Here is a 24,209-nt window from a genome sequence, read left to right as displayed (position 1 = left end):
GTCCGCCGGTGGCGGCCACGTCGGTGCAGGGTGAGCAGGGTGACCAGCGCACCGGCCAGGACGCAGCACGCCGCGAGACGCAGGCCGAGGTCGTAGCCCGCCAGGAACGCGGCGCGCGGTTCCGTCCCGGCCCGCAGCGCGGAGCGTTCGCGGCGGGTGAGCACCACGCCCACCAGGACCACGCCGAAGACACCGGAGACCTCGCGGGCCGCGCTGAGCAGGCCGGTGGCCATCCCGGTACGGCGTTCCGGGACACGCAGAAGGGACCGCACCGTCAGCGGCGTGGTGAACGCCGAGCCCGCGCCGATCAGCAGCAGGCCCGGCTGGACGTCCCAGTACCCCGCGCCGAGTCCGGCGCCCGACACGTGGAGCAGGCCGAGCGCCACCACCGCGAGGCCCGCGGCGATCGACACATGTGTGCCCAGGGTCCGCGCGGCGCGCTCCGACAGCGGGGTGCACAGCAGCAGCGCGCCGGCCAGGGGCAGGAACGCGAGGCCCGCCCGCGTCGGTGAGAAGCCGAGGACGCGCTGGAGGTAGAGGGCCGTGAAGAAGAACACCCCGTTGACGCCGATGCCCCACAGCATCTGCGCGAGCACCCCTCCGGTGAGGAACCGGTCGCGCAACAGCCTTAGATCGACGAGGGGTTGGGCGGCCCTGACCTCCACGGCGACGAACACGCAGGCCGCTGCGGCGGCGACGCCCAGGCAGAGCGGTACGGGCGCGGCGGTGAAGCCGTGTTCGCCGCCGCGCACCAGCCCGTAGGTCAGCAGGTACAGCGCCAGGACGGACCAGCACACGCCCGGCACGTCCAGCCCGCCCCGAGGCGCACCGCCTGTTCCGGCAGCCGGGATCGCGGGTACCAGGAGGAGCATCAGCAGGCCGAAGGGGACGTTGAGCGCGAACACCCAGTCCCAGGACCAGCGTTGGGTGACGAACCCGCCGACCACCGGACCGAGCGCCAGCGCCACCGCGAGGGCCGACGTCCACAACCCGACGGCCATGGACCGCCGGTGCGCCGGGAGGTCCGCGGCGACGACGGCCAGCGAGGCGGGGATGACCAGCGCGGCACCCACCCCCTGCACGGTGCGCGCGGCGATGAGTGTCGCCCCGCTGTCCGCGAGCGCCGCCGCGGCCGAGGCCGCCGTGAAGACCACGATCCCGGTGGACAGGACGGGGCGGCGCCCGAGCAGGTCGGTCAACCGCCCCGCGGGCAGGAGCAGCGCGCCGAAGCTCAGCACGTAGCTGCTCGCCACCCACTCCAGGTCCGCTACGGAGAGGCCGAGTTCACGCTGCACGGTCGGCAACGCGACGTTGATCACCGTGTTGTCGAGCGTCGTGACGAATCCGGTCAGCATGAGCAGCACCAGCAGCGCGCTCAGTCGTCCACGTTCCACCGTCACCCCCTTCGCCGCGGACGGAACGGGCGGTACGGAGGATTCTTGGGGGTGACGGCGGGGCGGGGCTCTGCACCGGGGCGCCGAATCGGCGCCGTTCTTTGTCATCTCGGCGACAACACCGACCGGTCGCGGTCCCCGGCGGGCGGCTACGTGCGCGCGTGGTGGTGCATGACGTGCTGGGTGCGGGAGCAGTCGTCGAGGGCGTAGGCGGAGAGGTCACGGCCGTAGCCGGAGCCCTTGAAGCCGTCCCAGGGGACCTCGCTGGACAGCACGAGGTGGGAGTCGAACCAGACGGTGCCGAAGTCGAGGCGGGCCGCGACCGCGTGGCTGCGGCGGGCGTTCTCGGTCCGCACCGAGGCGGAGAGGCCGAGCGGGACGTCGTTGGCGCGCCGGACGGCCTCGTCCTCGTCCTCGTCCTCGTCGGTGAAGGTCTCGACGGTGACGACGGGGCCGAAGATCTCCTCCCGGGCGGCGTCGGCGCCCTCGGGCACGTCGACCAGGACGGTCGGGCGATGAAGCGGCCGGGGCCGTCGAGGGGTCCGCCTCCGGTCACCGCCCGCAGGCCCTGCTCCCTCGCGTGCTCCAGGTGTCCGGCGACCCGCTCGAAGTGGGCCCGCCGTCCGACGCGCCGCGCGACGACTCCCCCGGCGCGCCCCTGACCACCGATCCGGCCGTCGGGCTGCTCCGCGGGACCCTGCTCACCGGGGGCCACCGGCCGGGCGACCGGGTTCCGCAGGCCCCGCTGGCGCTCCGGCTCGGCCTGTCCCGTCGCGGGGTGCGTACGGCGCTGCACACGCTGGCCGAGGAGGGCATGCTCGACCTGCTGCCGGGCGGCGCGACGGCGATCCCGGCCGTGACCGCGAAGGACGTGCTGGACCTGTACGCCCTGCGCGCGAGCCCCGGCGCGCTGCTCATGCGGCGCGTCGCCATGCTGGGCCGCGACAACCTCGCCCCCGCCTCGGCGGCGCTGGCGAAGGTGCGGGCGGCGGCGCGGGCCGACGCCCATCGGCGTATCCGTGAGGTGGACCTGCGCTACCAGGACGCGCTGCTCAGTGCCGACGGCAACGAGGCGGCCCGTCTGTGGCGGGTGAAGATCGAACGCTGCGTCCGCTACATGGTCGCCCAACTGCCCGAGGACGACGCGGCACCGTATCTGTGGACCACCCTGGCGGGCAGACCGCGCATACGGCCGGGCGGCCGACCCAGGGGTTCCGCGCACTGAGGCGGCGCGTGACCGGCACCCGGGTGCGACCGCCGGGAAACGGGCACGCGGCGGTCACACCGCACCGGCCCAACGGGCAGACCCCCGCCCCTTCGACGCGCTCTCCGCGGCCCCTCGCTGGGAATCCCCGTCCGGGGAAACGGGCACGTTCGGTCACGAACCGCGTGGCGCCGAACCTGGCTGGCACGGGCGTTCCCCTTGTAGAAATTTGGCCACCGAGGCTCGCAGGGACCGGACTTCGGGAAGAGCCGCCGCGGCAACGCGCGCAGAGCCGTGAAACGGAGGTGTCGCCGTGGACGCCGAGGAACGAAGACGGGGAATCCTGGAGACGGCACGCCGGTCGGGATCGGTGGACGTCGTCCGACTGGCAGCGGAACTGGGCGTGTCCAAGGAGACCGTCAGACGCGATCTGAATCTGCTGGAACGGCACGGCCTCGTCCGCCGCACGCACGGCGGGGCCCATCCCGTGGAGAGCGCGGGTTTCGAGACGACGCTCGCCGCCCGCACCCTCACGCACGTCAACGAGAAGGCCCGTATCGCCGCCGCCGCGGCCGGACGGCTCGGGGACGCCGAGACCGTCTTCATCGACGAGGGCTACACGCCGCAGCTCATCGCCGCCGCCCTCCCCCGCGACCGGCCGCTGACCGTGGTCACCTCCTCGCTCACCACCGCCGGTGACCTGTCCCGCGCCGCGAACATCACCGTGCTGCTGCTCGGCGGCAGGGTGCGCGGCGGGACGCTGGCGACGGTGGACCACTGGGCGACCCGCATGCTGTCCGGTTTCGTCATCGACCTGGCGTACGTCGGCGCGAACGGCATCTCCCGCGACCACGGACTGACCACGCCCGATCCCGCGGTCAGCGAGGTCAAGGCGCAGGTCCTCAAGGCCGCCAGGCGCCGTGTGTTCTCCGGTGTGCACACGAAGTTCGGCGCCGTGAGCTTCTGCCGTTTCGCGGACGTCACGGAGTTCGAGGCGATCGTCACCGACGCCGGGCTGCCCGCCGCGGAGGCCCACCGCTACTCACTGCTGGGACCCGAAGTCATCCGGGTCTGAGCCGCGTTCACCTTCTCACCTCCTCTTTTCCCGCACGCCCGTGGGCCTGGTTCCCCATGCCCTCGCAACATCCTGGAGTCAGTCATGCGCACACGGAGAACGATCCAAGTCCTCGCCGCGGCGACGGCCGCGAGCTCGCTGCTGGTCGCCTGTAGCGGGGCGGGCGGTTCGTCGGGGTCCGGTGACGGGGGCAAGTCCATCAACGTCCTGATGGTCGGCAACCCGCAGATGGAGGACATCGCGAAGCTCACGAAGGACACGTTCACGAAGGACACCGGGATCAAGGTGAACTTCACGATCCTTCCGGAGAACGAGCTGCGCGACAAGGTCACCCAGGACGTCGCGACCCAGGCCGGCCAGTACGACGTCGCCACCGTCGGCGCCTACGAGATACCGATCTGGCAGAAGAACGGCTGGCTGCACGAGCTCAGTTCGTACGCGGCCAAGGACTCGGCCTTCGACGAGGGCGACCTGCTCAAGCCGATGGTCACCGCGCTGTCCGGCACCGACGGCAAGCTCTACGCGCTGCCGTTCTACGGCGAGTCGTCGATGCTCATGTACAACAAGGACGTCATGGAGGCGAAGGGCGTCACCGTGCCCGAGCGCCCCACCTGGCAGCAGATCGCCGACATCGCGGCCAAGGTCGACGGCGCCGAGCCCGGCATGAAGGGCATCTGTCTGCGCGGACTGGCCGGTTGGGGCGAACTCGGCGCGTCGCTGACCACGGTGGTCAACACCTTCGGCGGCACCTGGTTCACGAAGGACTGGAAGGCCCAGGTCGACAGCCCCGAGTTCAAGAAGGCGACGAACTTCTACGTCGACCTGGTGCGCGAGCACGGTGAGGCGGGCGCCCCGCAGGCCGGGTTCACCGAGTGCCTCAACGCCATGAGCCAGAAGAAGGTCGCGATGTGGTACGACGCGACCAGCGCCGCCGGGTCCCTGGAGGACCCCGCCTCGAGCAAGATCGCGGGCCATGTCGGCTATGCCTACGCGCCGACCGTCGAGACCAAGAGCAGCGGCTGGCTGTGGAGTTGGGCCTGGGCGATGCCGAAGACCACGAAGAACGCCGACGCCGCCTCGCAGTTCATGCTGTGGGCCTCCAGCAAGGAGTACGAGAAGCTGGTGGGCGAGAAGCTCGGCTGGTCGCGGGTCCCGGCGGGCAAGCGGGCCAGCACGTACGAGCTCCCGGAGTACCAGAAGGCCGCCGCCGCCTTCGGTGACATCACGCTGAAGTCCATCGAGGGCGCCGACCCGGCCGACCCGGGGATGCAGCCCCGGCCGACGGTGGGTGTCCAGTACGTCGCCATCCCCGAGTTCCAGGACCTGGGCACCAAGGTGACACAGGAGATCTCCGCCGCCATCGCCGGCAAGACGAGCGTGGACAAGGCGCTGGAGGACGGCCAGAAGCTCGCCGAGGACGTCGCCGAGAACTACCGGTGACCGTCGTCGTCCGTCGCCCGGCCGGGTCGCCTCTCCCGCCCCGGCCGGGCACCGCTTCTCCCTGACCGGCCGTCCTTGGCGGAGGAAAGTCCATGACCACGCTCACCGTTCCCCCTCGCACCACGTCCCCACCACGGCGTCCGGGCGCGTCGACCGGCGTCGGCAAGTGGCGGCGCCGCGTCCCGCTCCTCCCGGCACTCGTGTTCACCATCGTCGTCACCCAACTCCCGTTCGTGGCCACGATCGTGATCTCCACGCTCCAGTGGAACGTCCTCAAGCCGGGCGAGCGGCACTTCGTCGGGCTGTCCAACTTCACGTTCGTCTTCACCGACGAACGTCTGCGCACCGCCGTCCTCAACACCGTCGTCCTCACCGCGTCCGTGGTGCTCGTCAGCGTGCTGCTCGGCCTCGGCCTGGCGATGCTGCTCGACCGCAGGTTCATCGGCCGCGGTCTGGCCCGCACGATGCTCATCGCACCGTTCCTGGTCATGCCGGTCGCGGCGGCGCTCCTGTGGAAGCACGCCCTGTACAACCCCGACTACGGTCTCCTCAACGGCACCCTGAACGCCGTCTACCGTCTCTTCGGCGCCGCCAACGGGCCGACCGTCGACTGGGTTTCGTCCTATCCGATGCCCGCCGTCGTGCTCTCGCTGGTCTGGCAGTGGACGCCGTTCATGATGCTGATCCTGCTCGCGGGTCTCCAGGCCCAGCCCGGTGACGTGCTGGAGGCGGCGCGGGTCGACGGGGCCTCGGCCATGGCGACCTTCCGGTACATCACCCTGCCCCACCTGCGGCAGTACATCGAACTGGGCGTCCTGCTCGGCACGATCTACGTCGTGCAGACCTTCGACGCGGTCTACACGATCACCCAGGGCGGCCCCGGCTCCCAGACGACGAACCTGCCGTACGAGATCTATCTGACCATGTTCCGCAAGTACGAGTACGGGCAGTCGGCCGCCGCCGGTGTGGTCGTCGTCCTCGGCTCGATCGTGATCGCGACGTTCGCGCTGCGCACCATCGCGTCGCTCTTCCGCGAGGAGGTGTCCCGATGAGCGCTCACGCGACCACCGCCGCGCCGGGCGCGAGGCTGAAGAGGTTCGTACGGCGACGTGACGAGCAAGGCGGCTCCGGGGCACCGAAGTTGTCGCCGCTGTGGACGTTCGTCGCCTGGCTCGCCACGCTGGCGTTCTTCGCGCCGGTGGCGTGGATGGTCCTCACCTCGTTCCATCAGGAGGCGGACGCGGCGACGAACCCGCCGACGCCGTTCGCCCCGGTCACCTTCGACCAGTACCGGCTGCTGTTCAGCCGGGACATCACCCCGTTCCTCCTCAACTCGACGATGGCCGGCGTGATCTCGACGCTGCTCGTGCTGGCCCTCGCGGTGCCGGCGGCCTACGCGCTGTCCATCAAGCCGGTCGAGAAGTGGACCGACGTGATGTTCTTCTTCCTGTCCACCAAGTTCCTGCCCGCCATCGCGGCGCTGCTGCCGGTGTACCTGATCGTCAAGGACGCCGGGATGCTGGACAACGTGTGGACGCTGGTCGTCCTCTACACGGCGATGAACCTGCCGATCGCGGTGTGGATGATGCGCTCGTTCCTCGCCGAGGTGCCCAAGGAGATCCTGGAGGCGGCCGAGGTCGACGGCGCGAACCTGCTGACCGTGCTGTGGCGGATCGTCGCGCCGGTCGCCATGCCCGGTCTCGCGGCCACCTCGCTGATCTGCTTCATCTTCAGCTGGAACGAGTTCATGTTCGCGGTCAACCTCACCGCGACGAACGCCTCGACCGCACCGGTCTTCCTGGTCGGCTTCATCACCAGCGAGGGCCTCTTCCTCGCCCGGCTGTGCGCCGCCGCCACGCTGGTGTCGCTGCCCGTTCTCATCGCCGGTTTCGCCGCCCAGGACAAACTGGTCCGCGGCCTGTCCCTAGGAGCAGTCAAGTGAGAGCCGCCGTCATCGAAGCCCCCGGCAAGGTCACCGTCACCACGGTGCCCGACCCCACCCCCGGGCCGCGCGACGTCGTGGTCGAGGTGGCGGCCTGCGGGCTGTGCGGGACCGATCTCCACATCCTCCAGGGCGAGTTCGCCCCGAAGCTGCCCATCGTGCCCGGTCACGAGTTCGCCGGGGAGGTCGTGGGACTCGGCAGCGAGGTCACCGAACTGCGGGTCGGCGACCGCGTGGCCGTCGACCCCTCCCTGTACTGCAACGAGTGCCACTACTGCCGTCTGGGCCGCAACAACCTCTGCGACCGCTGGCAGGCCATCGGCGTGACGCGCCCCGGCGGGGCCGCCGAGTACGCGCTCGCGCCCGTCGCCAACTGTGTCCGCCTGCCCGACCACGTCGACACCCAGGACGCGGCCCTCATCGAGCCGCTGTCCTGCGCGGTGCGCGGCTACGACGTACTGAGCGCCCGCCTCGGCGCCCATGTCCTGATCTATGGCAGCGGAACGATGGGCCTGATGATGCTGGAGCTCGCCAAGCGCACCGGCGCCGCCTCCGTCGACGTCCTCGACATCAACCCGGAGCGGCTGGCCACGGCGGAGAAGCTGGGCTGCTCCCGATCAGCGCTGTCCGCGGACGAGTTGGGACGCCCGGCCGGCTGGGACGTCGTCATCGACGCCACCGGCAACGCCGCCGCCATCCAGGACGGCCTGGAACGGGTCGCCAAGGCCGGCACGTTCCTCCAGTTCGGCGTCTCCGACTACGCGACGACGGCCACGATCTCGCCGTACCGCATCTACAACCAGGAGATCACCATCACCGGTTCGATGGCGGTGCTCCACAGCTACGAGCGGGCCGCGGAACTCTTCGCCGGCGGGGTGCTCGACCCGCGGGTCTTCATCAGCCACCGCATGCCGCTGGACCAATACCCGCAGGCACTCCAGCAGTTCGCCGCCGGCCAGGGCCGCAAGATCGTCGTACTCCCCTGACCCACGCGCCGCACCCCAGGACGGTCACCACGCCCATGTGACGGCCGTCCTGGCTCGGCAGGTCGTTGTTAGGGTCGTTCCCAGCGGTGGTGTGGTGGAGCCACGTTCCGTCTCGGCGAGGGGGACAGTGGTCGGGTTCGAGGAGGGGGCGTCCGGGTGCTTGCCTCGCGGGTGATCGTGTTCCTCGTGTCGGCTGTGGCGGTTCTCGGCGTGTCCGGCTGTTCTGCCCCGTGGGGTTGCTCCGACACGGCCACGGAGCGCGGCAAGGCCGGTGCGAGGGTGCAGGTCGTCAACGTGTACGGGCAGAAGGTCGGTGTCGTCGCGAAGGTCGTCGACTGGCGCCTTCAGCCTCATCCGCAGTCACCGGACGAGGGCGACCGGGTCCATTTCCACTACCGCTTCGACGACGACGCCTTCGGCTCAGAGCACGCGGTGGACGTCTGCGCGGTCGACAACGAGCGTGTCGCCCTGGGCTGCCAGATCGTCTCTTCCGCGGGGGCGTTCGGGCCGGGCGGCATCGACACGGGCGACGAGTGGCTCTCCGTCGAGGACCCGTCACAGGTGGCCGCGGTGCTCATGATCCCCAACGACCAGTCCTACCTGGGGCGGAGCTGCGCCCAGGACGCCAAGGACGGCGGCGGGCCGCATCCCCCGGCACCGGCCGGCGTGGGCGATCAGCTGTGAGCCGTGCTTTCCGGGGCGGCGGGCCCACCGGTCGTGAGGACCGTGCGGGGAGGCGCCGCCCCGGTGGGCGGTCAGGCGCCGTTCCCGGCCCCGGAATCGGTTCCGGATCCGGTCCCGGAATCGGCCGCGCCGTGCTCCTCCGCCTTCTCCCGGACATCACGCGGTGTGGGCGCGGTGACATTCCGCTGTTCAGCGGAGCGCCGCCGCGTCTCGCCGTCTTTTCGAGGTGCTTCCTTGTCGCCCGGATTCTTCATCGGATTCTCCTCCTCGGATGCTCGGGTCCTGAAGTGGGCTACTGAGACTTCGCCCGTACGCCGTCGGCGATGCGTTTGCCGATGCCCTCGTCGATGTTCGACCAGTACGTGAAGGCACGTTCGAGGACGGGTTCGCTCACACCGTCGAGGAGGTGTCCGACGACGTTGTCGACCAGCCGGTCGCGGGCCGCGTCGTCCAGGACCTCGCGCACCATCGTGCCGGCCTGCCCCCAGTCGTCGTCCTCGGGATGGCTGACGTAGGCCGCGCGGACGATCGCGCCGTCGGCCTCCCAGCTCGGCGGGGAGTAACGGTCGGGGTCGGCCGCCGGACCGCCCTTGGAGTTCGGGGCGTAGACCGGGTCGGTCGTCTTCCGGTACGCCATCGCGCCGTCCTTGGAGTACGAACGGACCTCGGCGACCGGGGCGTTCACCGGGAGCTGCTGGTAGTTGCCGCCGATACGGTGGCGGTGCGCGTCCGCGTACGAGAAGAGGCGCGCGAGCAGCATCCGGTCCGGGCTCGGCCCGATGCCGGGGACGAGGTTGTTCGGCTGGAACGCCGCCTGTTCGATCTCGGCGTGGTTGTCCGTCGGATTACGGTCGAGGGTCATGCGGCCGACCGGGATGAGCGGGTAGTCGCCGTGCGGCCACACCTTCGTCAGGTCGAACGGGTTGAAGCGGTAGCCGGCCGCCTCTTCGTACGGCATGACCTGCACGTACAGCGTCCAGCTGGGGAAGTCTCCGGCACGGATGTGCTCGAAGAGATCCCTCGTGTGGTAGTCGGTGTCGGCGCCGGCCATCTGGTCGCCCTCGTGCTGGGTGAGGAACTCGACGCCCTGGTCGGTCTTGAAGTGGTACTTGACCCAGAACCGCTCACCGGAGGCGTTGATCCACATGTAGGTGTGGGAGGTGTAGCCGTTCATGTGGCGCCAGCTGCGCGGGATGCCACGGTCCCCCATCAGCCAGGTGACCTGGTGCGCGGACTCCGGGGAGAGCGTCCAGAAGTCCCACTGCATGTCGTGGTCGCGCAGGTTGTTGTCCGCGCGGCGCTTCTGGGAGCGGATGAAGTGCTGGAACTTCATCGGGTCCTTCACGAAGAACACCGGCGTGTTGTTGCCGACCATGTCGTAGTTGCCCTCGGCGGTGTAGAACTTCACCGCGAAGCCGCGCGGGTCGCGCCAGGTGTCGGGGCTGCCGCGCTCGCCTGCCACCGTCGAGAAGCGGGCCACGAGGTCGGTGCGGGCGCCCGGCTGGAAAAGGGCGGCCTTCGTGTAGGCGCTGACGTCGTCGGTCACCTCGAAATGACCGAAGGCTCCGCTGCCTTTCGCATGGGGCTGACGCTCGGGAATGCGTTCCCGGTTGAACTGCGCCATTTGCTCGATCAGATAGGCGTCCTGGAGGAGGATCGGCCCGCCGGGACCGAGCGTCAGTGAATGCTCATCGCTCTCCACCGGAGCGCCGGAGTCGGTTGTGGTGACGTTGCGTATATCCGCCATGACAATTTTTCTCCTTCGCCGGACATCGTATTCGAGGTGCGGGACGAGCGCAGAAGAGGCGGATTCCGTTCGCTCGCCCGCGGAGCCCACTCCACGCGTGACCCGGAGAGACCGAACCAAACGTCCCGCGCACAGCGGGGGGGCGGCCACGGGCGGTTCCCGAGGACCGGGTCGAGGACCGGATCGAGGACCGGATCGAGTTCCGGGCCGCCCCAGGGCAACGGTCGGGCCGGTTCGGCAGTCGAAGGGGGTGACACACACCTGTGTCCCGCTTCCTGGGAGGGTCCATGAGCCGCTTCACCACCCCGTCCGACACCAGACCCGGCGGCGGACGCGCCACGCGCCGCGGTGTCGTGGTGGGTACCGTCGCCGTCGTGCTGGCGGGGGCCGGCACCTCGGCCGGTGCCGTCTCCGCCGACGCGTCCAGCGAACCGGTGGTCAGCGGTGCCACCGTCAACTCCGGGCACGACGTCATCGTGGGGATCACGAAGGACGTCCGGTTCCCGGTCACGGTGACCGGCTCGGACGACTCCGGTCTGTCGTTCGTCGACGTGGACCTCAAGGGTCCGAACGGCGGTTTCTACACCACGGACGCGTTCTGTGAGACGGCGACGGCCTGTACGACGGCGTTCACCGTCAACGCCCACCTGTCCCCCGGCGGCGACGACCCGGTGGACCTCGCCAACGCCGACGCGGGCACGTGGTCGGTCGACGCCCTGGTCGACGCCGAGGACGGCGGCTCCGTCTACGCCCCCGGCGTCGGCTCGTTCGGTCTCAAGCGGGCCGCGCGCCTCACCGTCAACGCGGCACCGGAACCGGTGGCCAAGGGCGCGACCATCACCGTCACCGGCAAGCTCGTACGGGCCAACTGGGACACCTACCGGTACGCGGGGTACACGGGCCAGGCCGTGAAGCTCCAGTTCCGCCCGAAGAACAGCAGCACGTACACGACGGTGGCGACGGTCGGCACCAACAGCACCGGGAACCTGCGCGCCACGGTCAAGGCCGTCAAGGACGGCTACTGGCGGTGGAACTTCACCGGCACCAGGACCACCGGTCCGGCCAAGGCCGCCGGTGACTTCGTGGACGTCCGCTCCTGACCCGAGGCAGCGCGGGCACCCGCCACCCACCGCCCGCCGACGGCGCCCTGTACTCCGTATAGGGTGCTCCGGTGGAACGGATCCTGGTGGTGGGTGTCACCGGCGCGGGCAAGTCGACCCTGGCCCGGGCGCTGGGCGCTCGCCTCGGCCTGCCCTACCACGAGATGGACGCGCTCTACTTCTCCGGCCCCGGCTGGGCCGTCAACGAGAACCTCACCGAGGACGTGTCACGGCTCGTCGCCGAGCCTCGCTGGATCATCGACTCGGTCGGCTACCCGGAGGTCCGTGACCTGCTGTGGGACCGGGCCGACGCCGTCCTCTGGCTGGACTACCCGAAGCGGGTCGTCATGCCGCGCGTCCTGCGCCGGTCCCTGAAGCGCACGGTCACGCGCGAGGCCGTCTTCGGCGGCAACCGGGAGACATGGAGGGGCTGGCTGAGCCGGGAGCATCCGGCCTGGTGGTCCTGGTCCCAGCACGGGACGCGCCGCCGCGAGATCGGACTCCGGGTCCGCGATCCCCGCTTCGCGCCGCTCGGCGTGCACCGCTTCGCCCGCCCCGAGGACACGGCCGCCTGGCTCGCGGCGCTCTGACCCCTTCACCGGTGTCCCTCGTATCCGCCGGAGGGGGTCCGCCGTATCCGTCGTAAGGGGGTCCGGCCGGACTACGTCGGATCTCCCCCCTCGCGTGACCTCTCGTACGCCGCCACGGCCGTCGGCAGGGTCGGGAAGAACAGGGGCGGGTCCGCGGAGTCGACGAGGCCGTAGGCCCTGAGGTCGTTCATGAGGTCCTGTTTGACGCGGGCCAGCGCGAACACGACGCCCCGGTCGGTGAGTTCGCGGCGGAGTTCGTCCAGGGCGTCGAGCGCGGTGATGTCGACCTCGACGTTGGCCTCGGCGTTGAGGACGAACCAGCGTACGGGGGTGTCCTGTTCGTCGACGGCGGCGAGGGCACGCCGGTGGAAGTCCTCGGCGTTGGCGAAGAACAGGGGCGAGTCGTAGCGGTAGACGACCAGGCCGGGGATGGTGCGGGCGGTCGGGTAGTCGTCGACGTCGTGCATGCCGGCGAGCCCGGGGACCAGCCCCTGGACGGCGTCGTGGGGACGGGCCACGCGGGTCAGGAGCTCCGCCACCGACAGACCCACGGCCACCAGCACGCCGTACAGGATGTCCAGGGCCAGCACCCCGGCCAGGCAGCCGACGGCGAGCAGGAGTTCGCGGTGCCGGAAGGAGGCCAGGCGGTGGAAGCCGGAGAGGTCGATCATGCGGACGGCGGCGTAGACGACGAGCGCGCCGAGCACGGCGGAGGGCGTGTCGGCGAGCAGCGGGCTGAGCAGAAGCAGTACGGCGAGGACGGCCGCCGCGGCGACCAGGGAGTACGCCTGGCTGCGGGCTCCGGCCGAGGAGGCGAGCGCGGTGCGGCTGGCGCTGCTGCTGACGGGGAAGCCGTGCAGGAAGCCGGCGCCGAGGTTGGCCGTGCCGAGCGCCAGGAACTCCTGGTTGGCGTCGAGTTGGGGTCCGTCGGGGCCGTCGCCGTCGGCCTTGCCGGTGTTGAAGGCGCGCGCGGTGAGGATGAAGTCCGTGTATCCGACGAGGAGTACGCCGATGGCCGGCAGGACGAGACGCGGCAGCTCGCCGAAGTCCGGCCACAGGAGGCCGGGAAGGCCGGAGGGGACGTCGCCGATCACCTTGACGCCGTAGCGGGTGTCGAGGTCGAGGACGGCCACGGCGATCGTGGCCAGGACGACGACGATCAGCGGGCCCGGGATGGTGTTGGTGGAGCGCGCGACGATGAACAGGACGACGATCGCGGCGGCGGACAGCAGGACGGTGGCCGCGTGGGCGTCGGTGAGGTGCGTCAGGAAGGACCACAGTTGCGGGAAGAAGCCGCTGCCCGTCGTCTCGATGCCGGTGAGCTTCTCCAGCTGGTCCACCATCATGATCAGTGCCACGCCCGCCAGGTAGCCGATCAGCACCGGCCGGGAGAGCAGGTCCGCGAGGAAGCCGAGCCGGACCGCCCGCGCGACCAGGCACAGCAGGCCGACGGTGACCGCGAGGGTCGCCGCCAGGGTGGCGTACCGCTCGGAGTCGCCGACGGCGAGCGGCGCGATCACGGTGGCCGTCATCAGCGCGGTCGTGGACTCGGGGCCGACCGAGAGCAGGCGCGAGGAGCCGAACAGCGCGTACAGGACGAGGGCGGGCAGGATCGCCCAGAGCCCGGCGACCGGCTGGAGGCCGGCGACACCCCCGTAGGCCATGACCTGCGGCACCAGATACGCGGCCACGGTGACGCCCGCCAACAGGTCCCCGCGCAGCCAGCTCCGCCGGTAGCGGAGCAGGACCACCGCTCCGGGAAGCAGTCGGCGCGTCATCAGCGCCGCCCCTCCGCCCTCACCACGTGCCATGACCAGCCTCTCGTCCGTCCGGCCCCCAGCATCCACCGGGCGGAGGGCGTGCGCGAGACGCCGCTCGGACGACACACCGCGAGTCGGGCGGACCGGGGGAGAATTTCGGTGTCCCGCGACCGGCTCGCAGTGATAGACACCCGGTGTGGCAACGACACTTGACCTCTCCGACCTGCTGAGACTGATCGACGAACGGTCCGTCGCCTTCCGTTCCGCGGTCGCCTCCGCGCCCAGCCTCGACGCACGTGTGCCGACCTGCCCCGAGTGGACGCTGTCCGACCTGGTGCGGCACCTGGGGGGAGGTGACCGTTTCTGGGCCACGATCGTCGGGACGGGCCCCTCCGACACGCTGCCCGAGCGAGCCGCAGCGGAGCGCGCCGCCGTCGCCGTACCGCACGAACGGGAGGCCCTGTCGGCCTGGTTGGCCGAGTCGACGGGGCTGCTGCTGAGCGCGCTGCGGGAGGCGGGCCCGGAGCGCGGCTGCTGGACGTGGTGGGGTGCCTCGCAGTCCCCGCAAAACGCCGCCGCCGTCGCCCGGCACCGGGTCCAGGAGACCGCGGTGCACACCTACGACGTGCAGGTCGCCCTGGGCGGCCCGCGGGCGTTGCCGGAGGACGTGGCGCTCGACGGTGTCGACGAGTTCCTCTCCACCTGCTGCGCGACGACGTCCGCCTGGCCGCACCAGCCGGCCGCGTTCGACTTCCACGCCGTCGGGGGCGCCTCCTGGCGGCTCACCGTGGACGGCGACGGCGCCCGCTCCCGACGGCTTCCCGCCGGCGGCGCCGAGGGCCGGGACCGGGCCGGTGTCTCCGTCGGGGGCACGGCCGGTGACCTGGTCCTCTACCTCTACGACCGCGTCCCGTCGAACTCCCTGCGGATCGACGGGGACCCGGAGCTGCTGGACCTCCTCCGGGCCTGGGAGCCGGAGGAGTAGTGCGCGCCCGCTCGGGCCCGTGAACGCGGAGGGCTGCCCGGCCCGTATGAAGGGTCGAGCGAGGGGAGTCACCTCATGTCCTGGAGCCCTGCCCGCATACGGCTGCTGCTCGTCCTGGCCATCGCCGACCTGGCGCTGCTGGCGGCCGTGGCCGCGACGGACACCGACGCGACGAGCCCGCCACCGCGCGACGGACGCACGGCGGCGGGCCGCCAGCTCGCGGAGCGGGGACCTGGCCAGTAGGTCGGACGCGGCAACTCAGGGACGGCACGGTCGTCGCGGACCACGTCCACGGACCCCGCGACACCGATGGTGACATTCCTTCATCGCTCCTGTTCCCCTCGCGCGCGCTCAGCGCCACCCTTCCGCTTTCGTCGGGGAAATCGATCCCGCGCGGCGTTTCGCCGACCTCGGCGGGATTTCAATGAAGTGTCATTTCGAGCAGGCACCGTTCGCGGCCCGGGACAAAGGAAAGGGCAAGGAGAAACCTCTCCTTGCCTCTCTCAACTTATAGCTCACCCAGGGGCTTGCCACAAGGCCCCCCGGGCGGCGGAGAATCGGCGGCCGAAGCCACAGCCCGCGGAAATGGGAGCACGACGTGCGTGTTGAGTTGCAGGTGCCGGAGCCGGTCGCGGAGGTGGCGTGGTGAGCCAGCGGCATGTGCTGGATCTTCGGGAGGTGGACGAGACGCGGGGCGCGCTCGTCGGCGGCAAAGCCGCGCGCCTGGGCGCGCTGGCAGGACTCACAACGTCCCCGGGGATGCCGGGAGTTCACGTTCCTGAGGGCTTCTGCGTGACCACCGAGGCCTTTCGCGATGCCGTGGCGGACGCGCCCGCCGTACGGGAGCTGATCGGGCGGCTGGCGCACGTGGCACCGGACGACCACGACACGATCCGCACGCTCGGCGCGCGTCTTCGGCAGACGATCGAGGAGATCCCCGTGCCGGAGGACATCGCGACGGCGATCGCTCACGCGCTCCGACGGCACGGCGCGGAGGCCGCGTTCGCCGTCCGGTCCAGTGCCACGGCGGAGGATCTGCCGACGGCGTCCTTCGCCGGGCAGCAGGACACGTACCTGAACGTCGTGGGAGCGGCGGAGGTTCTCCGTCACGTCAGCCGCTGCTGGGCCTCGCTGTTCACGGAGCGGGCCGTGTCGTACCGGCGGCGGCACGGTATCGAGGACGGTGCGGTCCGCATGGCCGTGGTCGTGCAGCGGATGGTCTTCCCGGACGCGGCGGGCGTGCTGTTCACGGCCGACCCCGTGACGGGGAACCGGAAGGTCGCCACCGTGGACGCCGGGTTCGGGCTCGGTGAGGCGCTCGTCTCCGGGCTGGTGAACCCGGACGTCTACAGGGTGCGGGACGGCGAGGTCGTCGCAAGGTCGATCGCCGTGAAGGAGCGTGCCGTTCGGGCCGTACCGGGTGGCGGGACCCGGGAGGTGACGGTCGACGAGGGGCACCGGGAGCAGACCGCCGTCACGGACGCGCAGGTCGTGCGGCTCGTGGAGCTGGGGCGGCGGATCGAGGCGCACTTCGGCGCTCCGCAGGACATCGAGTGGTGTCTGGTCGGCGACGCATTCCACATCGTGCAGAGTCGGCCGATCACGACCCTCTTCCCCGTTCCCGACCCCGTTCCCGACCCTGGCCCTGGCAGCGGCTCCGGCTCCGGCTCCGGCTCCGGCTCCGGGGATCAGGGCAATCGCGTCTATGTCTCCGTCGGTCACGGCCAGATGATGACCGACGCCATGAAGCCGCTGGGGCTGTCCATGTGGCGGCTCACCGCGATGGTGCCGATGCACGAGGCCGGAGGGCGGTTGTTCGTCGACGTCACCCCGCGTCTGGCGTCGCCCGCGAGCCGCGCGGGCCTGCTGGACGTGCTGGGACGGGGCGATCCGCTCGTCAGGGACGCGCTGGAGACGGTGCTCGCCCAGGACGGTTTCGTGCCGACCCCGCCGGAGGCCGCTTCTTCCTCGGGGGCGGACAGCGAGGCCGCACGGGGTGCCGCCCCGGTGGCCGAAGCCGCCACGGTCACCGTGGCCGACCCCGCGATCGTCGCCGAGCTGATCGCCCGCAGCGAGGCATCCGTCGCCGCGCTGGAGCGCGAGGTGCGGACGAAGAGCGGACCGGCGTTGTTCGACTTCCTGCTGGAGGCCTTCGAGGAGCACAAGAGGGTGGTCGGTGACCCGCTGAACATCCGGGCGATCATGGCGGGGATGGAGGCCACGTGGTGGCTCAACGACCATCTGCGCGAATGGCTGGGCGAGACGAACGCCGCCGACACCCTCACGCTGTCGGCGCCGGACAACATCACGTCCGAGATGGGTCTCGCGCTGCTCGACGTCGCCGACGTCATCCGTCCGCACCCGTCCGTCGTGGAGTTCCTCCGGCAGGTCGGGGACGGTGACTTCCTGGACGAGTTGGCGAAGTCGGCGGGCGGGCCCGAGTCGCGCGACGCCATCGAGGCCTACCTCGACCGGTACGGCATGCGGTGTGTCGGCGAGATCGACATCACGAGGCCGCGGTGGCGCGAACGCCCCGACACCCTCGTCCCGGTGATCCTCGACAACGTCAGGAACTTCGAACCCGGTGCGGCGGCGCGGCGGTTCGAGGAGGGACGGCGGCGGGCGCTGGCGAAGGAGCAGGAGGTTCTGTCGCGGCTGCGTGAACTCCCGGACGGGGAACGGAAGTCCGAGGAGACCAAGCGGATGATCGACCAGGTCCGTGCCTTCATCGGGTATCGGGAGTACCCGAAGTACGGGATCGTCAGCCGCTATTTCGTCTACAAGCAAGCCCTCATGGAAGAGGCCGCGCGACTCGTCGGCGCGGGGGTGCTCGGCGACGCGGAGGACGTCTTCCACCTCACCTTCGAGGAGTTCCACGACGCCGTGCGCTCTCAGCGGGTGGACGAGCGGCTCATCGCGCGGCGCAAGGAGGCGTTCCGCTCGTACCGGTCGCTCACGCCGCCTCGGGTGCTCACCTCGGACGGTGAGGCGCTGAGCGGGGCGTACCGGCGCGACGACGTGCTGCCCGGCGCCCTGGTCGGTCTGCCGGTCTCCGCCGGGACGGTCGAGGGGCGGGCCCGGGTCGTCCTCGACCTGGCGCGGGCCGATCTGGAGGCGGGAGACATCCTCGTCACGGCGTTCACGGACCCGAGTTGGTCGCCGGTGTTCGTCGCGGTCGCGGGCCTGGTGACCGAGGTGGGCGGGCTGATGACGCACGGCGCGGTGATCGCCCGGGAGTACGGGCTGCCGGCCGTCGTCGGTGTGGAGGGCGCGACCCGGCTGATCCGCGACGGGCAGCGCATCCGCGTGCACGGCGCCGACGGGTACGTCGAGTTGCTGACCTGACCGGCCGTCCGGCCGCCGCCCGACGCGGGGCGGCAGGCGGGCCGATGGTGTGCGCGTCGGGCGCGCCCTGGGCACGGTGCCCGCCGACGCGTCCTCGACGGACTCAGGGACGACGAGCCTCCTCCGCCTCGTCCAGGAGGTCCATCAGGCTCGCGCGTGCGCGGGCGACGCGCGAACGGACCGTGCCGATGGGGCAGTCGCTCACCTCGGCGGCCTCCGCGTACGGCACACCGGCCAACTGGGTGAGGAGGAACGCCTCGCGCCGCTCCTCGGGGAGCGCGGTCAACAGGTCGAGGAGGGCGATGCCGTCGTCGAAGCCGGGCAGGTCGCACGGCTGGGCCCGCTCGACGGCCGACTGCCAGTCCGGTACGTCGGACAGGCGGGGCCGGGCGGCGGCGCGGCGGTAGCTGTCGATGACGGCGCGGCGCGCGATGGACAGCAGCCACGCGCGCGCCGAGGAACGTCCCTCGAACCGGTGCAGGCCGGCGAGCGCGCGCAGGAAGGTGTCCTGGGCCAGGTCGTCGACGGCCTGGGCGTCACCGCACAGGTGGGCGACGTAGCGCTGGACGTCACGGTGCAGGGCGTGCACGAACCGTTCGACGGCGTCCGGGTCGCCGCCTCGGGCGGCCAGAGCCCAGGCGGTTATCGACTCGTCCATCAACTGGTCTCGGCAGGAAGCCGATTCGTCCGTCTCGGCGGGCGGGTCAAGCAGGGCGGAGGTGGTCACCTGGTGTCCTTCTCGGATCCGTGGTCCGGACCGGGTGCGCGAGGGCACGCGGCGGTCCGGTGAGTGGGGAACCGGCCTTACGACACGCGGACGCGGAGGCGCTCAGCACGCATCGCTGCAGAACCCCATGGGACGGTAAGGAGCGGTACGGATCGGTGCTGAGGCGTCACGGCGCTGGTGCGTGCACGCGTACGACCGGGGCCCGGGGCGCGCAGGGGCGGCCTCGGGAGTCCGGCTGTCGTCAGAGGACAGCCGTCCCCACCGGGGGTCCCCGGGAGGTGATCGCGTGGACGAGGAGGCGGAGGACCGGCGCTCTGTCCGAGCGGGGGCGACGCGGGCGGAGGCGAGGGCGGGCCGGGGCAACCGGAGCCGCGAGCAGCAGCCGCAGCGGAGCCGCGAGCCGAGCGGCGACGGCCCGCAGGATACGGAAGGCGGCCTTCTCTCCGTACGCCAGCCACAGTCCGGTCAGCAGCGCGGCGAGCAGGTGGGCGGCGAGCATGCCGAGCGACGAGTGCGTGCCGTCCATGACCATGTCGGTCACGCCCATGTGGCTTCCGCCCATGGCGGTTCCAGCCATGGTGGTTCCAGCCATGGTGGTGGCCCCCACCCCCATATCGGCGGCACCCATGTGATGGCTCATGTCCATGGCGTCCATGTGCATCACGCCCATATGCGCCCCGTCCATATGCGCCGCGCCCACGTGTGACGCGCCCATGTGCAGCGAGCCCATATGGGCCGAGCCCATGTCCATGGCGGCTTCCCCGCCCCCGCCCGTCACCGACTGGGCGAGCGAGAACGACTCGTGCAGCACCGTCTGCGCGGCGACCACGACCGTCACGACGGCGACCAGCCCACGCTCACGCCCCGCCAGGGCCCAGCCCACGGCGACGGTGGCGACCGCGCCGGCGGCGAGCGTCCAGGCGGGCACGTCGCCCCCGGACATCAGGACGTGGCCCAGGGCGGCGAGCAGCACGCACACGGCCGCGAACACCGCGGCCCTCACAGTGCGAGAACCCCACCCTGCTGTCATGGCGCCTCATCTTCACCTTCGGGCGTCGTCGTCACGCATGGGTACGGAAATCCACGGTCACCCGCTCAATCCGGCGCACAGGACGATCAAGAGGTCGGCGGGACGAGCACCGCGAGTGTCCTGATCGGGCCCGTGCGTTCGAAGTGCAGGGTGAACGCGACGAGTTCTCCCTCCCGCCATCCCTCGACGGGGCGCAGCGTCACGACCACGCCCTGAGGCGACATCGACAGCGCGCCGCCCGCGCGGACGGCGATCGAGGTGACGGATTCCCTGGACGCGGCCGACCCTCCCGTCATCCGGTGCCGGCTCAGTTCGACGTCGCCGCCGGTCTCGGTGGACGTCACCCGGAGCAACAGGTCGTCCGCGCCACCCGTGTTGGCGATGTCGAAGAAGGCCGCGGTGCGTGTCGTGTCGCCGTACGGCACGAACACCCGACCCGCTGACACGGTGATCCGGGGCGGGCTGCCCGCTCTCCCCGCCGTGGCCCAGGCCGTCAGGCCCCCGAGCGCGAGGCTGCACGCGGCGACGGGGGCGAGGGCGAAGTTGAGGGCGTCGGCGATCCGGCGCCGGTTCGGGCGCCACGGGTGCGGTCGGACGATCGGGTGCGGTTCGTTGCTCGGGTGCGGTTCATTGCCCGGGTGCGGTTCATTGCCCGGGTCCGGTTCATTGCCCGGGTGCGGCTCGGTCAGTCGTCGCGGTGCGGCGGTCATCGGGCACGCCTCCGGGCGGAAGAGGTCGGGAGCGGGTGCGACGGCGTGGGCCTCCAGGCCCGCAACCGCAGGCTGTTGGCCACGACGAGCACCGAACTGGCGGACATGGCCGCCGCGGCCACCATCGGGTCGAGCAGGCCGACCATGGCGAGCGGCAGGGTGACGGCGTTGTAGCCGAAGGCCCAGCCGAGGTTGGCGCGGACGGTGCGCGAGGTCCTGCGGGCGAGCCGGATCGCGTCGGCGAGTGCCTCGATGTCACCGCGCACGAGCGTGACGTCGGCGGCGCCGATGGCGACGTCCGTGCCGGTGCCCATCGCGATCCCGAGGTCGGCGCAGGCCAGCGCGGCGGCGTCGTTCACACCGTCCCCGACGACCGCGACCCGCCGGCCGTCACGCTGGAGCCCGCGCACGAGTTCGGCCTTCTCCTCGGGAGTGCAGCGGGCGTAGGCCTCCTCGATGCCCAGGCCCTGGGCGACGGCACGGGCGGGTGCCTCCCGGTCGCCGGTGGCGAGCACCGGTCGCACGCCGAGGCGCCGCAGCCTGTCGACGGCCCGGTAGCTGCCCGGCCGTACGACGTCCCCGACCTCGAAGAGGGCCTCGGCGACGTCGTCCACGTATGCCACCACCGGCGTGTACGAGGAGGTTTCCACCGCCGTGAGAGCGCCGGGCAACTCGTCTTCGGGGGCGCGGAGTTCGACCCGGTGGCCCTCGACCCGTCCCCGGACGCCGCGTCCCGGCAGCGCCCGGAACCCGCTCACCTCGGGCAGCGGCACGCCCAGTTCACGTCGCGCGTAGGTGGAAACGGCCCGCCCGAGGGGGTGTTCGGACCCCTGCTCGACGGCTCCCGCCAGCCGCAGTACGGTCTCTCGACCGATGCCGTCCGGTACGACGGTGACACGGGCGACGCTCATGTGGCCCGAGGTGAGGGTGCCGGTCTTGTCCAGCACTACGGTGTCGATCCCCTGGAGCTTCTCCAGGGCCTGTGGTCCCGTGACCAGGACGCCCAGTTGGGCGCCGCGCCCGGTCGCGGCCATCAGCGCGGTCGGTGTCGCGAGTCCGAGCGCGCAGGGGCAGGCCACGACCAGTACGGCGACGCACGCGGTGATCGCCGCCCGCGGGTCCGCGCCGGCGCCGAACCAGAACCCGAGCGTGGTGACGGCCAGTGCCAGCACGACCGGCACGAAGACCTCGGCCACCGAGTCGGCCAGTCGCTGCGCCTTGGCCTTGCCCGCCTGCGCCTCGGCCACCAGCCGCGTGATCCGGGCGAGTTGGGTGTCGGAGCCGCCCGCTTCGGCCCGTACGAGCAACAGCCCACCGGCATTGACGGACCCACCGGTGACGTTCGAGCCGGGGCCGACCTCCACGGGGTCGCTCTCGCCGGTCACCAGGGACAGGTCGACCGCCGAACTCCCCTCCGTCACCCGCCCGTCGGTGGCGACCCGCTCCCCGGGGCGTACGACGAAGACCTGCCCGACCCGCAACTCCGCGATCGGCAGCAGTCGTTCGGAGTCGCCGTCGCGTACCGCGACCTCCTTGGCGGCGAGTCGGGCGAGGGAGCGCAACGCCGCTCCGGTCCCATGTCGGGCCCGTGCCTCCAGGAACCGTCCGGTGAGCACGAACAGCGGTACGCCGACGGCCGCTTCGAGGTAGACGTGCGCCACGCCGTCGGCGGCGGAGGGCGCCAAGCCGAACGGCATCCGCATGCCGGGATCACCGGCTCCGCCGAGGAACAGCGCGTACGCCGACCAAGAGAAGGAGGCGGTCACACCGAGCGACACGAGGGTGTCCATGGTGGCCGTCGAGTGCCGCAGCCCTCGCGCCGCCCGCTCGTGGAAGGGCCAGGAGCCCCACACGGCGACGGGTGCGGCGAGGACGAAGCACAGCCACTGCCAGTTGCGGAACTGGAGCGCGGGCACCATCGACAGCACGAGGACCGGCAGCGCGAGCGACGCCGTGATCAGCAGCCGTTGCCGTTCCGCGCGGCGGGCGTCGGACTCGGCGTCACCGGCGGCGCCGTCCGGCTCCCCCCGCTCACCCGCCGGCTCGGGGACAGCCGCGGTGTATCCGGCCTTCTCAACCGTCTCGACGAGGTCCCTCGCGCTGATCTCCGCCGGATGGCTGACGCGGGCCCGCCCGGTGGCGAGATTGACGGTCGCCGTGACGCCGTCCAGCCTGCCGAGTCTCTTCTCGACGCGCCCCACGCAGGCGGCGCAGGTCATGCCGCCGACGGTGAGGTCGGTGGTCACGAGGGTGCTCGTGGGTTCGGAGCCGGTCACCGGTCCCCCTCGTGCGCGCCGCCGCCCATGTCCATGCCGCCTGGATCTGTGCCGTCGGTCCCGCCTCCGGTGCCGTCCTCGTGGACGTCACCGTCGCTCGGCGCGGTGCCGTGCAGGCCGGGTGCCACGGGACCGGCGGCGGCGCCGACGCCGTACGACACCGTGAACATCAGCGCCAGCAGCAGGAGGAAGCCGCAGAGCGCGGGCGGCGGCGCGAAGCCGCGCGGCGGGCCGCCCGCGCTCCCACGGGTGGGCGGGCGCCGGGTCGCGCCGGTGCTCGCTCGGCTGCCGGAGGGACATTTCCGGGGCTCGTCCATCAACCGGGACTCCAGGTCGTACGACAGGGCAGCGGCCGGATCGGGCCGTGCTGTCTCAGGAGTCGGCGGAATGCCCCGGAAAGTTCCCGGGTCCGGCGGATCGCTACGCGGGGCGCGCCCCGCCGGATCGTCCGCGCAGGACGGCGAAGACCGCCGCGGACAGCCCCAGCGCACCGACGACGAGCCCGGCGACGCCGAGTCCGCGGGCGGTCGAGTCGCTGCCCGCCGACGACGGGACGGCCACGGCGGCGGGGGTGCTGCCGCTCCCGGCCTTCCGCGGGGTGAGTGCGAGGACGGGCGCCGGGTTCTCCGGCTCGTCGTCCCCGGAGGACGCCGTCTCGATCCAGCGGACGGTCTTGCCGTCGGAGTACGTCTGGAGCGTCTTGAAGGTCAACGAACCCGTGTCCTCGGGAAGTTGACCGAAGGCGACGTCGAAGTCCTCGTACTGTCCGGCCCCGATCCGCCCGCCGGTCCAGGTGATCTCGGAGACGGCCTCGGTGATGGTGCCGTCGTCGGTCTTGACGGGTGTCGCGAGTTTCGTGGTGGTGACCTTGGCGGTCCATCCGTCCCGCGGGGAGACGAGCACGCCGAGGACCGGGTGGTCGGTGGGCAGGAAGACCTGCACCTCGGTCGTGTCCGCCGTGTCCTCCTCGTCGGGGACACGGAAGGTCAGAACGCCGTCGGTGGCGCCCTTGGCATAGCTCTCGGGGTGGACGGTGACGTGCGCGGAGGCGACGCCCGCGGCGGCCAGGACGCCGACGGCGGTCAGCGCGGTGACGGCACCGGCGCGGCGCAGGGTGTGACGTGCGAGGGACATGGCTGAGTGGCTCTCCGTACGGGGTGGGTGGTGCCCGGTCGGGCGATGACGGGGGGACGCCGGGTCGGACGGCGTGCGCG

The 24,209-nt window shown here is 71.5% G+C and carries 22 protein-coding genes and 1 pseudogene; 12 read left to right on the top strand and 11 right to left on the bottom strand.

The annotated features are described in order from the left end of the window. Positions 1 to 152 precede the first annotated feature (152 nt). A pseudogene (locus tag ACIPSE_RS24700) lies at positions 153 to 1,502 on the bottom strand (MFS transporter); the annotation flags it as partial. A 41-nt stretch (positions 1,503 to 1,543) separates the two neighbouring features. Beyond that, positions 1,544 to 1,897 (bottom strand): aldehyde dehydrogenase family protein, encoded by a 354-nt coding sequence (locus ACIPSE_RS24695; RefSeq protein WP_401666095.1) that lies wholly within the window; start codon positions 1,895 to 1,897, stop codon positions 1,544 to 1,546. A gap of 77 nt (positions 1,898 to 1,974) precedes the next feature. On the opposite strand from ACIPSE_RS24695, the gene ACIPSE_RS24690 reads away from it, so the two are divergent. The 7 genes from ACIPSE_RS24690 to ACIPSE_RS24660 all read left to right on the top strand — a co-directional run bounded on the left by ACIPSE_RS24690 (position 1,975) and on the right by ACIPSE_RS24660 (position 8,725). Next, positions 1,975 to 2,619, top strand: coding sequence for a GntR family transcriptional regulator (locus tag ACIPSE_RS24690; RefSeq protein ID WP_401665834.1), 645 nt, complete (start codon positions 1,975 to 1,977; stop codon positions 2,617 to 2,619). A 292-nt stretch (positions 2,620 to 2,911) separates the two neighbouring features. Further along, positions 2,912 to 3,673, top strand: coding sequence for a DeoR/GlpR family DNA-binding transcription regulator (locus tag ACIPSE_RS24685; protein ID WP_401665831.1), 762 nt, complete (start codon positions 2,912 to 2,914; stop codon positions 3,671 to 3,673). A gap of 84 nt (positions 3,674 to 3,757) precedes the next feature. Continuing rightward, a complete protein-coding gene (locus ACIPSE_RS24680; RefSeq protein ID WP_401665828.1) occupies positions 3,758 to 5,113 on the top strand; it encodes an ABC transporter substrate-binding protein in 1,356 nt (451 codons plus the stop codon). Between the two features lie 92 nt (positions 5,114 to 5,205). Further along, the gene (locus tag ACIPSE_RS24675; RefSeq protein ID WP_401665825.1) at positions 5,206 to 6,165 is read left to right on the top strand and encodes a carbohydrate ABC transporter permease; all 960 of its coding nucleotides are present in this window, start codon (positions 5,206 to 5,208) and stop codon (positions 6,163 to 6,165) included. After that, positions 6,162 to 7,055 (top strand): carbohydrate ABC transporter permease, encoded by an 894-nt coding sequence (locus ACIPSE_RS24670; RefSeq protein ID WP_401665822.1) that lies wholly within the window; start codon positions 6,162 to 6,164, stop codon positions 7,053 to 7,055. The genes ACIPSE_RS24675 and ACIPSE_RS24670 overlap by 4 nt, the downstream gene beginning before the upstream one ends. Further along, a complete protein-coding gene (locus tag ACIPSE_RS24665; protein WP_401665820.1) occupies positions 7,052 to 8,041 on the top strand; it encodes a zinc-dependent alcohol dehydrogenase family protein in 990 nt (329 codons plus the stop codon). The genes ACIPSE_RS24670 and ACIPSE_RS24665 overlap by 4 nt, the downstream gene beginning before the upstream one ends. A gap of 279 nt (positions 8,042 to 8,320) precedes the next feature. Continuing rightward, positions 8,321 to 8,725 carry a hypothetical protein gene (locus ACIPSE_RS24660; protein ID WP_401665818.1) on the top strand — a complete coding sequence of 135 codons (405 nt, stop codon included), beginning with the start codon at positions 8,321 to 8,323 and terminating at the stop codon, positions 8,723 to 8,725. Between the two features lie 71 nt (positions 8,726 to 8,796). Here the strand turns inward: ACIPSE_RS24660 and ACIPSE_RS24655 are convergent, their stop codons facing one another. Both ACIPSE_RS24655 and ACIPSE_RS24650 read right to left on the bottom strand, forming a co-directional pair. Beyond that, positions 8,797 to 8,979, bottom strand: coding sequence for a hypothetical protein (locus ACIPSE_RS24655; RefSeq protein WP_401665816.1), 183 nt, complete (start codon positions 8,977 to 8,979; stop codon positions 8,797 to 8,799). 38 nt (positions 8,980 to 9,017) lie between these two features. Continuing rightward, entirely contained in the window at positions 9,018 to 10,472 is a 1,455-nt protein-coding gene (locus tag ACIPSE_RS24650; protein WP_401665813.1) for a catalase, read from the bottom strand. 287 nt (positions 10,473 to 10,759) lie between these two features. Between ACIPSE_RS24650 and ACIPSE_RS24645 the strand changes: the two genes are divergently transcribed. After that, entirely contained in the window at positions 10,760 to 11,572 is an 813-nt protein-coding gene (locus ACIPSE_RS24645; RefSeq protein WP_401665810.1) for a calcium-binding protein, read from the top strand. Between the two features lie 71 nt (positions 11,573 to 11,643). After that, positions 11,644 to 12,162 (top strand): adenylate kinase, encoded by a 519-nt coding sequence (locus ACIPSE_RS24640; RefSeq protein ID WP_401665808.1) that lies wholly within the window; start codon positions 11,644 to 11,646, stop codon positions 12,160 to 12,162. Between the two features lie 71 nt (positions 12,163 to 12,233). Here ACIPSE_RS24640 and ACIPSE_RS24635 read toward each other — a convergent pair whose 3' ends face one another. Further along, entirely contained in the window at positions 12,234 to 13,973 is a 1,740-nt protein-coding gene (locus ACIPSE_RS24635) for a SulP family inorganic anion transporter (protein ID WP_401665806.1), read from the bottom strand. 145 nt (positions 13,974 to 14,118) lie between these two features. Between ACIPSE_RS24635 and ACIPSE_RS24630 the strand changes: the two genes are divergently transcribed. From ACIPSE_RS24630 to rph, 3 genes are all read left to right on the top strand, one after another. Next, on the top strand, positions 14,119 to 14,907 hold the full coding sequence (locus tag ACIPSE_RS24630; protein ID WP_401665804.1) for a maleylpyruvate isomerase family mycothiol-dependent enzyme: 789 nt from the start codon (positions 14,119 to 14,121) through the stop codon (positions 14,905 to 14,907). 75 nt (positions 14,908 to 14,982) lie between these two features. Continuing rightward, positions 14,983 to 15,150, top strand: coding sequence for a hypothetical protein (locus ACIPSE_RS24625; protein ID WP_401665801.1), 168 nt, complete (start codon positions 14,983 to 14,985; stop codon positions 15,148 to 15,150). Between the two features lie 402 nt (positions 15,151 to 15,552). After that, positions 15,553 to 18,252 (top strand): rifamycin-inactivating phosphotransferase, encoded by a 2,700-nt coding sequence (gene rph, locus ACIPSE_RS24620; RefSeq protein ID WP_401665798.1) that lies wholly within the window; start codon positions 15,553 to 15,555, stop codon positions 18,250 to 18,252. A gap of 103 nt (positions 18,253 to 18,355) precedes the next feature. Here rph and ACIPSE_RS24615 read toward each other — a convergent pair whose 3' ends face one another. The 6 genes from ACIPSE_RS24615 to ACIPSE_RS24590 form a co-directional block, all read right to left on the bottom strand. Further along, positions 18,356 to 18,979 (bottom strand): sigma-70 family RNA polymerase sigma factor, encoded by a 624-nt coding sequence (locus ACIPSE_RS24615; RefSeq protein WP_401665795.1) that lies wholly within the window; start codon positions 18,977 to 18,979, stop codon positions 18,356 to 18,358. A gap of 241 nt (positions 18,980 to 19,220) precedes the next feature. Further along, positions 19,221 to 20,009 (bottom strand): hypothetical protein, encoded by a 789-nt coding sequence (locus ACIPSE_RS24610; RefSeq protein WP_401665793.1) that lies wholly within the window; start codon positions 20,007 to 20,009, stop codon positions 19,221 to 19,223. Positions 20,010 to 20,095: 86 nt separating this feature from the next. Further along, on the bottom strand, positions 20,096 to 20,719 hold the full coding sequence (locus ACIPSE_RS24605) for a copper chaperone PCu(A)C (protein ID WP_401665791.1): 624 nt from the start codon (positions 20,717 to 20,719) through the stop codon (positions 20,096 to 20,098). Then, positions 20,716 to 22,938, bottom strand: a complete 2,223-nt coding sequence (locus tag ACIPSE_RS24600) for a heavy metal translocating P-type ATPase (RefSeq protein WP_401666093.1) — start codon at positions 22,936 to 22,938, stop codon at positions 20,716 to 20,718. Before ACIPSE_RS24600 ends, ACIPSE_RS24605 begins: the two co-directional genes overlap by 4 nt. 53 nt (positions 22,939 to 22,991) lie before the next feature. Next, the gene (locus ACIPSE_RS24595; RefSeq protein WP_401665789.1) at positions 22,992 to 23,312 is read right to left on the bottom strand and encodes a hypothetical protein; all 321 of its coding nucleotides are present in this window, start codon (positions 23,310 to 23,312) and stop codon (positions 22,992 to 22,994) included. 103 nt (positions 23,313 to 23,415) lie between these two features. Beyond that, entirely contained in the window at positions 23,416 to 24,129 is a 714-nt protein-coding gene (locus tag ACIPSE_RS24590; protein WP_401665786.1) for a YcnI family protein, read from the bottom strand. Positions 24,130 to 24,209 lie beyond the last annotated feature (80 nt).

Source organism: Streptomyces sp. NPDC090106 (assembly GCF_044747265.1).
GTDB lineage: Bacteria > Actinomycetota > Actinomycetes > Streptomycetales > Streptomycetaceae > Streptomyces.
Note: the sequence above shows the minus strand (reverse complement) of the source record. Positions and strands in the feature narration are given on the sequence as shown.